This window comes from Streptomyces kebangsaanensis (assembly GCF_001906585.1).
GTDB lineage: Bacteria > Actinomycetota > Actinomycetes > Streptomycetales > Streptomycetaceae > Streptomyces > Streptomyces kebangsaanensis.
In genome coordinates this window covers 18,102-30,366 of record NZ_JUJA01000109.1, presented here as the reverse complement: position 1 = coordinate 30,366, position 12,265 = coordinate 18,102, and the positions used below count along the sequence as shown (strand labels likewise).

Annotated in this window: 10 protein-coding genes and 1 pseudogene; 7 read left to right on the top strand and 4 right to left on the bottom strand. The window is 74.2% G+C overall.

What is annotated here, in order from left to right; genetic code table 11:
* Positions 1 to 397, bottom strand: a 397-nt coding sequence (gene tnpA / locus RH94_RS15830; RefSeq protein WP_079189005.1) for an IS200/IS605 family transposase, incomplete at its 3' end; no start/stop codon positions are given.
* A 24-nt stretch (positions 398 to 421) separates the two neighbouring features.
* Here tnpA and RH94_RS15825 point away from each other — a divergent pair.
* Complete coding sequence (locus RH94_RS15825) at positions 422 to 1,669, top strand: RNA-guided endonuclease InsQ/TnpB family protein (RefSeq protein ID WP_073948230.1); 1,248 nt, start codon at positions 422 to 424, stop codon at positions 1,667 to 1,669.
* A 55-nt stretch (positions 1,670 to 1,724) separates the two neighbouring features.
* Here RH94_RS15825 and RH94_RS15820 read toward each other — a convergent pair whose 3' ends face one another.
* A complete protein-coding gene (locus RH94_RS15820) occupies positions 1,725 to 2,267 on the bottom strand; it encodes a PadR family transcriptional regulator (protein ID WP_073948229.1) in 543 nt (180 codons plus the stop codon).
* A 423-nt stretch (positions 2,268 to 2,690) separates the two neighbouring features.
* Here RH94_RS15820 and RH94_RS15815 point away from each other — a divergent pair, with 423 nt between their 5' ends.
* Positions 2,691 to 3,521, top strand: a complete 831-nt coding sequence (locus RH94_RS15815) for an MHYT domain-containing protein (RefSeq protein WP_073948228.1) — start codon at positions 2,691 to 2,693, stop codon at positions 3,519 to 3,521.
* Positions 3,522 to 3,590: 69 nt separating this feature from the next.
* Here RH94_RS15815 and RH94_RS15810 read toward each other — a convergent pair whose 3' ends face one another.
* Positions 3,591 to 6,623 (bottom strand): beta-N-acetylglucosaminidase domain-containing protein, encoded by a 3,033-nt coding sequence (locus RH94_RS15810; RefSeq protein WP_073948227.1) that lies wholly within the window; start codon positions 6,621 to 6,623, stop codon positions 3,591 to 3,593.
* A 271-nt stretch (positions 6,624 to 6,894) separates the two neighbouring features.
* On the opposite strand from RH94_RS15810, the gene RH94_RS46350 reads away from it, so the two are divergent.
* The 4 genes from RH94_RS46350 (at position 6,895) to RH94_RS15790 (ending at position 11,334) form a co-directional block, all read left to right on the top strand.
* Positions 6,895 to 7,233: a hypothetical protein gene (locus RH94_RS46350; RefSeq protein ID WP_079189049.1), complete on the top strand. Its 339-nt coding sequence runs from the start codon at positions 6,895 to 6,897 to the stop codon at positions 7,231 to 7,233.
* Positions 7,234 to 9,366: a 4-alpha-glucanotransferase gene (gene malQ, locus RH94_RS15800; RefSeq protein WP_073948226.1), complete on the top strand. Its 2,133-nt coding sequence runs from the start codon at positions 7,234 to 7,236 to the stop codon at positions 9,364 to 9,366. It abuts the gene before it with no gap.
* Positions 9,367 to 9,443: 77 nt separating this feature from the next.
* Positions 9,444 to 9,713 (top strand): hypothetical protein, encoded by a 270-nt coding sequence (locus RH94_RS15795; RefSeq protein ID WP_079189048.1) that lies wholly within the window; start codon positions 9,444 to 9,446, stop codon positions 9,711 to 9,713.
* Positions 9,714 to 9,870: 157 nt separating this feature from the next.
* The gene (locus RH94_RS15790; protein WP_073948225.1) at positions 9,871 to 11,334 is read left to right on the top strand and encodes an FAD-dependent monooxygenase; all 1,464 of its coding nucleotides are present in this window, start codon (positions 9,871 to 9,873) and stop codon (positions 11,332 to 11,334) included.
* Positions 11,335 to 11,371: 37 nt separating this feature from the next.
* Here the strand turns inward: RH94_RS15790 and RH94_RS15785 are convergent, their stop codons facing one another.
* On the bottom strand, positions 11,372 to 11,890 hold the full coding sequence (locus RH94_RS15785; RefSeq protein ID WP_073948224.1) for a MarR family winged helix-turn-helix transcriptional regulator: 519 nt from the start codon (positions 11,888 to 11,890) through the stop codon (positions 11,372 to 11,374).
* Positions 11,891 to 11,977: 87 nt separating this feature from the next.
* On the opposite strand from RH94_RS15785, the pseudogene RH94_RS43510 reads away from it, so the two are divergent.
* Positions 11,978 to 12,265, top strand: a pseudogene (locus RH94_RS43510) (EamA family transporter); the annotation flags it as partial.

Sequence of the window (12,265 nt, the reverse complement as noted above, 5' to 3'; positions counted from 1 at the left end):
GTTCGATGTACTGCCGGATGATCGACAGCGGCGCGCCGCCGCAGGATGCCGCGAAGTACGACGGGGACCAGAAGTGCCCGTGCATGATCGCCCGGTTCGCGCGGCCGGTGAAGTCCCGGCGCAGGATGCGCGCGGACACGCCCTTGAGGCTGTTCACCAGCTTGGAGACGGCGACCTTGGGCGGGTAGTGCACGAGCAGGTGCACGTGGTCGTCCTCGCCGTTGAACTCCCTCAGCTCGGCCTCGAAGTCCTCGCACACCCTGCGCATGGTGTCCTCGCAGACCCTCAGCATCTCGTCGTCCAGGACGCCGCGCCGGTACTTCGTCACGAAGACCAAGTGCACGTGCATCGCAGAAACCACATGCCTGCCCCGCCGAAATTCTGCATCCGTACCCATAGACCAAATGGTACGGTCGTGGTTGTGCAGCTGAGGTACAACTTCCGCGTGTACCCCGAGCCCGGGCAGCGCGCCGCGCTGGCAAGGGCGTTCGGGTGCGCTCGCGTGGTCTTCAACGACGGGCTCCGCGCCCGGCAGGAAGCCCACGCGGCGGGGCTGCCGTACCTCAAGGACACCGACCTGCAAAAGCAGGTCGTCACCGCCGCCAAGCAGACCGAGGGGCGGGCCTGGCTCGGCGAGGTGTCCTCCGTGGTGCTGGTCCAGTCGCTGCGGGACCTGCACGCCGCGTACCGGAACTTCTTCGCCTCGCTCACCGGCAAACGCAAGGGCCCCAGGGTCGCCCCGCCCCGGTTCAAGTCCCGCAAGGACCGCAGACAGTCCATCCGGCTCACCGCGAACGGGTTCAGCATCCGGCCCAGCGGGCGCCTGTACGTGGCCAAGGTCGGCGACCTGCGGGTGAAGTGGTCCCGCACGCTGCCCTCGACTCCGACATCCGTCACCCTCACCATGGACGCGGCCGGCCGGTACTGGGCGTCGTTCGTCGTCGACACCACCCCGCAGATCCTTCCCGCGGCCGGGACGGACACAGGGATCGACCTCGGCCTGCACCACTTCGCGGTCCTCGCCGACGGCCGCAAGCTCGACTCCCCGAAGTTCCTGCGCCGGGCGGAGAAGAAGCTCAAGCGCATGCAGAAGGAGCTGAGCCGCAAGGCCAAGGGCAGCAACAACCGGGACAAGGCCCGAAGGAAGGTCGCACGCCAGCACGCCCGCGTGGCGGACCGGCGCCGGGACTGGCAGCACCAGCTCTCCACCCGCATCATCCGCGACAACCAAGCGGTGTACGTGGAGACGCTGTCCGCCAAGGGCCTGGGCCGCACCCGCCTCGCCAAGTCCGTCCACGACGCCGGATGGGCCCAGTTCGTCGGCATGCTGGAATACAAGGCCGTCAAGCACGGCCGGACCTTCGCCAGGGTCGACCGGTCGTTCCCGTCCTCCCAGACCTGTTCCGCCTGCGGATTCCGGGACGGGCCCAAGCCCCTCCACGTCCGCGCATGGACGTGCCGCAGCTGCGGCACCGCCCACGACCGGGACCACAACGCAGCGAAGAACGTCCTGTACGAAGGACGCCGGATCGTCGCCGCCGGACGGGCGGAGACGCTAAACGCCTCGCCGAGCGCCGGTAAGACCAGGACCTTGGTCCCGGCACAGCGCGTTGAAGCAGGAACCCACCGAGACGGTCAGCCGACCGCGGCAGGAATCCCCGTCCTTTAGGGCGGGGAGGACGTCAAGAGGTCTCGGGCCACCACAAGGGGCGCCGGACGGTTGCTCATGCTCGGTCGACCTCCACGGTCAGAGCGGTCAGAGTGGTGAGCCGGGCCCGCGTGGTGGTCATCCAGCGCAGGTCGGCGTCGAGGTGGTTGAGGGCGTAGTCCGCCGAGAGCACGGTCGCCAGACCGGCTCCCGGGGCGGTCTTGAGCGCCGTCAGCTCCCGCATCCGCTCCATGTGCGCGGCGCGCTGCGCGAACAGATGGGCGGCCGGGTCGCCGTCGGTGAGGATCGCCACGACGACCTTGGCGAAGATCTCGTTCGCCACGAAGGGCGCGGGGGGCGTGACCTGTCCGGCCCACGCGGCCACCTCCCGGGAGCCCTCCTCGGTGAGGCGGTACAGCGTCCGCTCCGGTCCGCCGTCGGAGTCTGTGCCCTCCACCCGCGCCAGGCCGTCGCGGACCAGCCGCTGCAGGGTCGTGTAGACCTGGCCGTAGGCCAGGGGGCGGGCCTGCGGGAAGTGCTCGTCGTGGCGTCGCTTGAGGTCGTAACCGTGGCTCGGTCCGCCGGCGAGCAGGCCCAGCAGGATGTGACGGGAGCTCATGGCCCCTCAATATGCACCAAGTACATGTACCGAGTGAATAGTCGCCGGGGGCGGCCTCGGGAAGTGGCGGCAACGCGCGTCGTGCCGCTGGGTGAAGTGTGCGGTGAAGGGGGTGATGTATCGATTCGGCGAACAGTTGTCGCAATGTGGAGGCAATGTGTGCAAGTTGTGTTTGAATCGCATGCAACTCGGCCAAGTGGCTTGATCCGGACGTTCGGCTTCCCTGTCCTGCACCCCTCAGGAGGATGTCTGCGCGTTCCGGCGGCGTCTTCCCGGGGCCTTCCGACCGGAGGCCCGGGCACCGGTTCCTCGTCCGGCCCGTCACGTCTGCGGCCGGCCTGTCGGGAGGGTGCGCCTCACCACTCTGCCGACGCATCACTTCCACGGCGCCGTTCGTCGTTACGCATGTGAAAGGGAGTCTCCGTGACTGCCGATGTCTCCAACTTCTACTACGGTGCCGTGACCCCCGTGGCCGCCTATCTGATGGCCTGCCTCGGCGCGGCACTGGGGCTGAGATGCACGACGCGCTCGCTGCGGCGCCCGGAACGCAGAGCCGCATGGCTGGCGCTGGGCGCCGTGTCGATCGGCTGCGGCGTCTGGTCCATGCACTTCATCGCCATGATGGGCTTCAACGTCCAGGGTGCCCTGGTCGACTACGACCCGGTGAAAACGCTTCTCAGTCTCGCGCTCGCGATCGTCGTCGTGGCCATCGGGGTGTTCCTGGTCGGCTACCGGGGCGGCTCACCGGTGAACCTGGGAGCGGCGGGCACGTTCACCGGGCTCGGGGTCGCGGGCATGCACTACCTCGGCATGGCCGCCATGCACACCAACGGCACCCTCCACTACGACACACCCACGGTGGCGCTGTCGGTCGTGATCGCCATCGGGGCCGCCACGGCGGCCCTGTGGGCGGCGCTCTCCCTCCACACCCTGTGGTCGAGCCTGGTGGCGAGTCTGGTCATGGGAGTGGCCGTGTCCGGCATGCACTACACGGGCATGGCCGCGGTCTCCGTCCACCTCACCGGCGGGCCCGTGCCCGAGCAGTCGTCCATCGGCCTGCTGTCGTTCCTCCTCGCCATGCTCGCCGGCCCGCTCGTGGCCCTCCTGATCGCCGCCGTGATCGTCATGTTCGACCCCGACGTGATGTTCGGGGACGGCGTACGGGACCCGGCGACGGCCGCACCGTACGGCTCCGGCACCGACTCGCCCGTACAGCAGCCGGAACAACCGTCGCAGCCCTACACCCGCCGGTGACGGATGCCCGGCACCGCCACGTGACGAGAGACGCGGCAAGGCCGCTGTGAGGCCCCGGGCCCCGGTGGCTCACTCCGCCACCGCGTACGCCTCCACCGACCACAGGGAATAGCCGTACTGCGTGGCCCGCTTGTCGCCCTGGACGCGGACGAACCGCACGTCGCGTTCGTCCATGCGGACGGTTTCCCGGCCGCCCCGGCTGTCCTTCACCGCACTGGCCGTGCGCCAGCGGCGGCCGTCCGCGGAGACCTGGACGCGGTAGGCGGAGGGGTGGGCGTCCTGCCAGTGGAGGGCGACCCTGCCCAGACGTACCGGTCCGGGGAGCTCCACCTGCCACCAGGCGCCGTCGTCGACGGGGGACGACCAGCGCGTGGACGGGTCGCCGTCGTTCGCGGCGGTGGCCGGGAAGTCGGGGGTCTCGTCGCCGGAGGAACTCGCCGTGCCGGTGCGGGCCAGGTCGGGGCCGGCGGTGCGCGGGAAGGTGTGGACCGTGAGGGTGCGGGTCTGACCGGCGAAGGTCACGCGGATGTCGTACGGGCGTGAGGGCGCCGTCGGCGGGACGGTGACCTCCACCGGGACGGCCAGCGCGGTGCCCCGGGGCACGGTCAGCTCCGTGGTGGGGACGCGCACCTCGATGCCCTCGGGGGCCTCCACGGTGACCCTGCCGCGCACCTCGGCCGGGCGGTGGGAGACCAGCCGGGCGGTCAGCCGCTCGGTGCCGCCGATCTCCGCGTCGGTCCGTGTGCGCGGCAGCTCCAGGCCGACGGCCGCGGTGTCGGCGAACCACGGGACCAGGTGACGTACCCGGGAAGGGTCGGCGCCGGTCACGCGGACGGCGTCGACCCGGGTGCCGGCCGGCGGGGGAGTCGGCTGCACGAGGGCCGGCGGGCGCGTCCAGAGTCCCGGATCCGGGGAGACGGGCGGCCAGAGGGCCGGGGGGCGCGTCGCCCGGCCGGCCGGGGACGAGGGCTGTCCGGTGTCGAGTTCCGTCGCCCCGCGCTCCGCCAGCGCTCCCACCCGGCGCCAGCCCTCTCCGGGGACGTGGACCTCCACGGCGCCGGGGGTTCCGGGTTCGCTGAGGACCGTCACGGCGGTCAGGGCGCGGGCGCGCGGGAAGCGGACCGTGCGGGCCGACGCCTCGCCCCGGTCCGCGGCCGGCTCGTGGGCCAGGCCCGCCCAGGTCGCGTACTCCTGCCGTGCGCGGTCGAGGAAGGGGTCCAGCACGCCCTTGCCGACCGTCACGTCGGCGCGGTCGATCCCGGCGCGCAGCCGGTCCAGCGTCCGGTACGCCGTCCACGCCCCCGTCGCGTCCCCCTCGCGCTGGGCGCGGAACATGTCGAGCGCCGCCGTGCCCGCCTCGCCGTAGCGGGCCAACTGCGCCGACCACGGGGCGACTTCGGCGGCCAGGGTGCCGCCGGACGCGCCGGAGGCGAGGCGGCCGGGGGTCTCGCGCAGCACCGTGAAGGCGGCGCGCAGCCGCGCCTCGGCGGTCTCGTTCGCGGTCCGGTCCGCCGTCCCGCGGGCCTCCCACACGGCCGCGATCAGCGGGCGCAGATACGCCGACTCCGTGCCGCCGAGGACCGAGGAGGCGTCGTTGCCGGCCAGGGCCGACAGTGCCTCGTGGCGCCGCGCGTCGCCCGCCGCGAGGTCGGCGATGGCCGCCCGCCAGGACTCCTCGGGGCGGTAGTCCCGGGGGTTCCAGGCGTAGTCGGCCGCCGTGAACAGCGGGATGCGGGAGGCCTCCGCCTGCTCCATCGCGTTGGCGAGCAGGGCGGCCGAGCCGCTGGCGACGGCCGGTTCGCGGCCGGTGTAGGGGCCGAGGAAGATGCGGTCCTCGGCGTAGTCGTTCACCGGGTAGTTGTCCATGGTGACCAGGGTGTGCCCGAACGCCTGCCGGGCCTCGGCCAGTTCGGCCCCCGTGATGGTGCGGGGCACCACGCCCACCCCGGTCCAGGCCACCTGCACCGACTGGTCCAGCGCGGACGCCAGCTCCCGCCGGTAGGGCGTCGCGCCGTCCTCGTAGAACTCGGTCGGCATCAACGACAGCGGCACGGAGCCCGGGTGGCGCTCCGCCAGGTGCCGGGCCACCTCGTTCGCCACCCGCGCCTGCGCCCGCGCCGCCGCCTCCGGGCCGGAGCCGAAACGGTCCGGGTCCGCGTCGCAGTGCCACTCGCTGTAGCTGACGTTCTGGAACTGCAGCTGGAACGCCCGGAAGCCCAGCGCCCACATCGCGTCCAGCTTGCGCGTCAGCGCCCGTACGTCGGCGTCCGAGGCGAAGCACAGCGACTGGCCCGGCGCCACCGCCCAGCCCAGCGTGACGTGGTTGCCGCGGGCCCGCTCGGCCAGCTCCCGGAACGCCGCCCGCTGCTCGGCCGGGTACGGCTCCCGCCAGCGCTCCTGGCGGTAGAGGTCGTCGCCGGGGGCGTACAGGTACCGGTTCTGCTTGGTACGGCCCATGAAGTCGACCTGCGCCAGCCGCTGCTCCTGCGTCCACGCGGTGCCGTAGAAGCCCTCGGTGGTGCCGCGCACGGCGGTGCCCGGCCAGTCGCGGACGGTCACGCCGGGGACCGTCCCGTCGGGGCGCAGCAGCTGCCGCAGTGTCTGCACGGCATGGAAGAGGCCGTCCTCGCCCGCACCGGTGAGGGTCAGGCCGCCGTCGCCGGTGGTCAGGACGTAGCCGCCGGAGGGCAGCGCGTGGCGCGGGTCGCCGTGCGCCCGCTCGGTGTACGCGCGCACCACCAGGGCGCCCGGCGGGAGCGCGTCCGAGACGCTCAGGTCCGTGATCGTCCGGGCGCCGGCCCCGTACAGCAGCGCGCGCAGCGCGTCCAGGGCGTACGGGTCCGTGTCCGCGTCGGTGACCAGGGCGACCCGGTCGGTGACCTCGACGGCGGTGCCGGTCGTGCGGAGGGACTGCGGGCGCGGCCACACGGCGAGGTCGGAGGAGGCCGCGGCCGGCTGCTCCGGGTTCGTGGCCGGGGTGCCGGGTGCCGGGCCGGTGCCGGGGTCGGGGGCGTACGGTGCCGCGCCGGCCGCGGGCGCGGCCGCCAAGGTTCCGGCGATGACGGCGAACGCGAGTGCGGCCGTGCTCTTCCCGTGTCCCATACCGCGCCGAAGTCGCACGGCCCCTCCTCGTCGATCGGCCTTCGAAAGTCGTGCCGAAGGCGGTGTCGAAGAATCCTGACCACACCATCCCCGGGGGAAGGTGTCAACGAGAGTGGCCGTTGTGCCGCGATTGACCGAACCTGGAGCCAGTCGAGTGTGACCAGCAGCACGTCATTCGCTCTGGTACGTCTGCCCTCGCGAGCACTGGGTAGGGCTGCGGTCATCCGACCGCTGGACGCCCGTACCCGACGTACTCGACGAGGAGGCCCCCGTGGCCGCACCGGCACACCTTCTGCTCTCGGCCCTGTCCGCACACGTGGCGGAGCCGCCCGCCCCCCATCTGCTGCCCGCCGACGATCCGCTGCCTGCCGACGATCCGCTGCCCGCCGGCGGCCCGCCCCTCGCCGGCGGGCTGCCGACCGCCGACGACTCCGGCCTGTGCGCCCTCAGCGCCGAGAGCACCTGCGCCGAGGCCCCGCTGACCAGTGAGCCGCCGCTGCCCGACGCCGAGCCGCTCACCAGCGAGCCGCCGCTCGCCGAGGCCGCCCCGCTGACCAGTCAGTCGGTCGCCGAGGCGGCCGAGCAGGACCCCGGCTGGGCGGAGTCGTAGATGACAGCGCCGCGGCCGGCCGAACCCCCGGAACGCCCTGACGATGAGCTGACCCGGCTCGCCGGGCTGCACGGCGTCGCCACCTCCTACAGCCCCTCCCCGGGCCGTACGGTCACCGCCTCCGCCGCCGCGGTCGTCGCGGCCCTCGCCGCCCTCGACGTCGACGCGAGCACCCCCGGGGCCGCCCGCGCCGCGCTCACCGCCCGCGAACGGGAACTCGGCGAGCGGCTGCTCCCGCCGACGGTGGTGCGCTGGGGCGACCCGGCCGCGGAGGGGGACACCGGACTCCCCGGACGCCACGGCCTCCCGCCCGGCACCCGGCTGCGCGTCGACACCGAGCAGGGCGGGACCCGTACCTCCCTCGACGGCCTCCCGCCGGGCGTCCACCGGCTGACCGCCACCGCCCCCGACGGCCGCACCGGGCAGGCGCACCTGATCGCCGCCCCGCCCCGGCTGCCCACCCCGCCGGGGCGCTCCTACGGCCTGCTCGTCCAGCTCTACTCCCTCCTCTCCCACCGCTCCTGGGGCATGGGCGACCTCGGCGACCTCGCCGAGCTGAGCGGCTGGGCCGGGCGGTCGCTGGGCGCCGGGTTCGTGCAGGTCAACCCGCTGCACGCGGCCGTACCCGGCCCGCCCGCCGACCCGTCCCCCTACCGGCCCTCCTCCCGCCGCTTCCCCGACCCCGTGCACCTGCGCGTCGAGAACGTCCCCGAGTTCGCGTACGTCGAGGACCGCGAGCGGCTGCGGCCCCTGCTGGAGCGGGCCGGCCGGCTGCGCGCCGCCGTGCTGGACGAGGGCGCCCTCATCGACCGGGACGCGGTGTGGGAGCTCAAGCGGGAGGCGCTGGAGCTGGTGCGGCGGGTGCCGCTCGGGCCCGGCCGCCGCGCCGCCCACGACGGCTTCCTCGCCGAACAGGGCCGGGCCCTGGAGGACCACGCCACCTGGTACGCCCTGGCCGAGGTGCACGGCCCGGACTGGAGCCGCTGGCCCGAGGGGCTGCGGGACCCCCGCTCGGCCGGGACCGCCCGCGCCCGCGCCGAACTGGCGGACCGCGTCGGCTTCCACTCCTGGCTCGCCTGGCTCACCGACGACCAGCTCACCGCCGCCCAGCGCACCGCCCGCGCGGCCGGCATGCCGGTCGGGATCGTGCACGACCTCGCCGTCGGCGTGCACCCCGGCGGGGCCGACGCCTGGGCCCAGCAGGACCACTTCGCGGCCGGCATGTCCGTCGGCGCCCCGCCGGACGCCTTCAACGCGCGCGGCCAGGACTGGGGCCTGCCGCCCTGGCGCCCCGACCGCCTCGCCGCCTCCGGGTACGCGCCCTTCCGCCGCCTGCTGCGCGCCCTGTTCCGCTCCGCCGGCGCCCTGCGCATCGACCACGTGATGGGCCTGTTCCGGCTGTGGTGGATCCCGCGGGGCCGCCCGCCCACCGAGGGCACGTACGTCCGCTACGACGCCGAGGCCATGCTCGCGACCCTGGTGCTGGAGGCCTCGCGGGCGGGTTCCGTGGTGATCGGCGAGGACCTGGGGACGGTGGAGCCCGGGGTGCGCGAGACCCTGGACCGGCGCGGGGTGCTCGGCACCTCGGTGCTGTGGTTCGAACGGGACTGGGACGGCGACGGCCGCCCGCTGCCCCCCGAGCGCTGGCGCGCGGACTGCCTGGCCACCGCCACCACCCACGACCTGCCGTCCACCGCCGCCCGCCTCACCGGCGAGCACGTCGAACTGCGCCACCGCCTCGGCCTGCTCACCCGCCCGCTGGAGGAGGAGCGCGCGGAGGCGGCCGAGGACGTCCGCGAGTGGCTGGCGCTGCTGACGGAGCTGGGCCTGCTGCGGGACACCGGCGACGGCGCCCGCGCCCCCTCGGAGGAGGCCGCGATCCGGGCCGTCCACCGCTTCCTGCTGCGCACCCCCGCCCGCATGGTCGGCCTCTGGCTCCCGGACACCGTCGGCGACCGGCGCCCGCAGAACCTGCCCGGCACCTGGGACCAGTACCCGAACTGGCGCCTGCCCGTCGCCGACGCGGAGGGCCGCCCGGTGACCCTGGAGGACCTCGCCGCCTCACCCCGGCTGCACGCGCTGACGGACGTGCTGCGGGCGGGGACGGGGGAGGGTGCGGGGGCAGGGGGCTGACGGGCGGGAAGCGCCCGCGGGCCGCATACGGCACCCCGGGCGCACACCCCGTTCGGGCATTCGCTACGTTTGGCACCGTGGAGAAGAAGAACGCCCTGCGCGCCGGCGCCCTGGCCGCCGGTACGACGCTGATGATGCTGCTCATGTCGTCCCCCGCGCTCGCGCTGACCCGCGACGACGGCGACGACCCCGGTCCGGGCCTGAGCGTCGCCCAGACGCTGGGGCTCTACGTCGGCATCCCGATCGCCCTGTTCGTGATCATCACGGGCCTGGTCATGGTCCTGGACAGGTCCCAGGACAAGCACCGCTTCGTGAGCCGGAACGTGGACGTCAAGACCAAGGCCTGACCCCACCGCACGCACACCGAGGGCGCCGACCCCGCCGCACGTACGCACGCCGTACGTGGGCGAGGTGGGCGCCCTGGGCGCGTTTCCGGGCCGCGGGCCACGGGCGTGCCGTTGCCGATGAGCGCCGGCCAACGGATGTTGGTACCAGGAGGTCCCCATGACCGGCACCACTGGAAACCGCGCCCCCGGCACCGCTCCCGTCCTCGTCGTCGGTGCCGGCCCCACCGGGCTGCTCCTGGCCGGTGATCTCGCCGCCGCCGGTGTCCCCGTCACCCTCGTCGAGAAGCGGCCGCACCGGATCAGCAACCTGTCCCGCGCCTTCGCCCTGCACGCCCGCACCCTCGAACAGCTCGACGCCCGCGACCTCGCCGACGGCCTGGAGGCCGTCGGCCGCCCCCTCGGCCGGCTCCAGCTCTTCGGCCGGCTCGTCATCGACTTCGGCACCCTGCCCTCCCGCTTCCGCCACGTGCTCGTCCTGCCGCAGTACGAGGTGGAGGAGGCCCTGGAGCGGCGCGCCGCCAAGGCGGGCGTGGACTTCCGGTACGAGACCGAGGTGACCGGCCTGACCCAGGACGCGGACGGCGTGACGGTCCGGGTCCGCACCCCCGGCGGCCGGCCGGAGTCGCTGCGCGCGGCGTACGTCGTCGGCGCGGACGGGATGCGCAGCGTCGTGCGCCGGGCGGTCGGGCTGCCGTTCCCGGGGCGGTCGGTGATCCGGTCCGTCGTCCTCGCCGACGTGCGGCTCGCCGAGCCGCCGAAGACCCTGCTGACCGTCAACGCCGTCGGCGACGCCTTCGCCTTCCTCGTGCCCTTCGGCGACGGCTACCACCGCGTCATCGCCTGGCGCCGCGGCACCGCCCTCACCGACAGCGCGCCCGTCGACCTCGACGAGGTGAAGGAGATCACCCGGCTCGCCCTCGGCCGCGACTTCGGCATGCACGACGCCCGCTGGCTGTCCCGCTTCCACAGCGACGAGCGCCAGGCGCCCGCCTACCGCGTCGGCCGGGTCCTCCTCGCCGGCGACGCCGCCCATGTGCACAGCCCGGCCGGCGGCCAGGGCATGAACACCGGGCTGCAGGACGCGGCCAACCTGAGCTGGAAGCTCGCCCAGGTCGTCACCGGGCACGCGCCCGAGGCGCTCCTCGACACCTACCAGGCCGAACGCCGCCCCGTCGGCAGGTCCGTGCTGCGCAGCAGCGGCGGCATCATCCGGCTCGCCATGGCCCACCGCCCCTGGAGCCTGGCCCTGCGCGCCATGCTCGTCACCGTCCTCGACAAGGCCGGCCCGGTCCGCCGCAGGGCCGCCGGGCAGGTCACCGGCATCGGCTACCGGTACGCCGCTCCCCGGGGCACCCACCGCCTGGTCGGCACCCGTGTCCCGGACGTCGCCCTCGCCGGCGGCGGCCGCCTTTACGAGGCCCTGCGCGGCGGCCGGTTCGTGCTGATCGCCCCGCGGGCGCACCCGGTCGGCCGGGACCGGTCCGGCCGGCTGACCGCGGAGCGCTGGGCGAGCGGGCGCCGTACGGCCGTGCTGGTCCGCCCCGACGGCTACGTCGCCTGGGCCGCGGACACGGCCGACGAGGCCGCGATCGAGGCCGCGCTCACCGCCCACGTGGGCTGAGCAGCCCCGCCGGCCGGCAGCTCCCGGCCGGCGGCCGTTACGCCTGCGCCTCTGTCGTCCCGGCCAGCAACTCCCGCAGCAGGTCGGCCAGTTGGCCGGCCCGCTCGGTGTCCAGGGCGGACAGCGCCTCCGTCTGTGCGGCGAGACCCGCGCCGACCGCCTCGTCGATGAGCCGCAGGCCCTTGTCGGTCAGGGTCACCTGCAGACCGCGGCGGTCGTGCGGGTCGGGGGAGCGGCGCAGCAGGCCCGCGCCCTCCAGCTTGTCCAGGCGGCCGGTCATCCCGCCCGTGGTGAGCATGAGCGTCGCCGAGAGCTGCCGGGGGGAGAGGGTGTGGGGGGCACCGGAGCGGCGCAGGGTGGCGAGCACGTCGAACTCGCCGCGCGAGACCCCGTACGGGGCGTACGCCTTCTCCATCCGCTCGCCCATCGCCCGCGACAGCCGGAAGATCCGCCCGAAGACCTCCATCCCGGCGGTGTCCAGGTCGGGCCGTACGGCCGCCCACTGGTCGATGATCGCGTCGACGGCGTCCCCGCGCCGCTGCGGACGTGCACTCATGGGTCGAGTATCCGCCGCCGCACGGTCGCCCGCAAGAAAGTAGCTCCAAGCTAAGTAGCTTGAAGCTAAGCTACCTACGTGCTTCCTGTGTCCGCTCCGTCGCGCCGCCCCGCCACCCTGTTCCTCACCGCCCTCGCCCCCGTCTCCTGGGGCACCACCTATGCCGTCACCAGCGAGTTCCTCCCGCCCGACCGGCCGCTCCTCACCGCCCTGGCCCGCGCCCTGCCCGCCGGGCTGCTGCTGCTCGCGTCGGCCCGTGTGCTGCCGAAGGGCGTCTGGTGGGGGAAGGCGGCGGTGCTCGGCGCGCTGAACATCGGCGCCTTCTTCCCGCTGCTGTTCCTGTCCGCCTACCGGCTGCCGGGCGGCACGGCGGCC

Excerpts from the sequence above, each read along its gene's own strand:
- RH94_RS15820 (WP_073948229.1), bottom strand. The coding sequence starts at position 2,267 with ATGAGCTCCCGTCACATCCTGCTGGGCCTGCTCGCCGGCGGACCGAGC.
- RH94_RS15810 (WP_073948227.1), bottom strand. The coding sequence starts at position 6,623 with ATGGGACACGGGAAGAGCACGGCCGCACTCGCGTTCGCCGTCATCGCC.
- malQ (WP_073948226.1), top strand. The coding sequence starts at position 7,234 with ATGACAGCGCCGCGGCCGGCCGAACCCCCGGAACGCCCTGACGATGAG.
- RH94_RS15790 (WP_073948225.1), top strand. The coding sequence starts at position 9,871 with ATGACCGGCACCACTGGAAACCGCGCCCCCGGCACCGCTCCCGTCCTC.
- RH94_RS15785 (WP_073948224.1), bottom strand. The coding sequence starts at position 11,890 with ATGAGTGCACGTCCGCAGCGGCGCGGGGACGCCGTCGACGCGATCATC.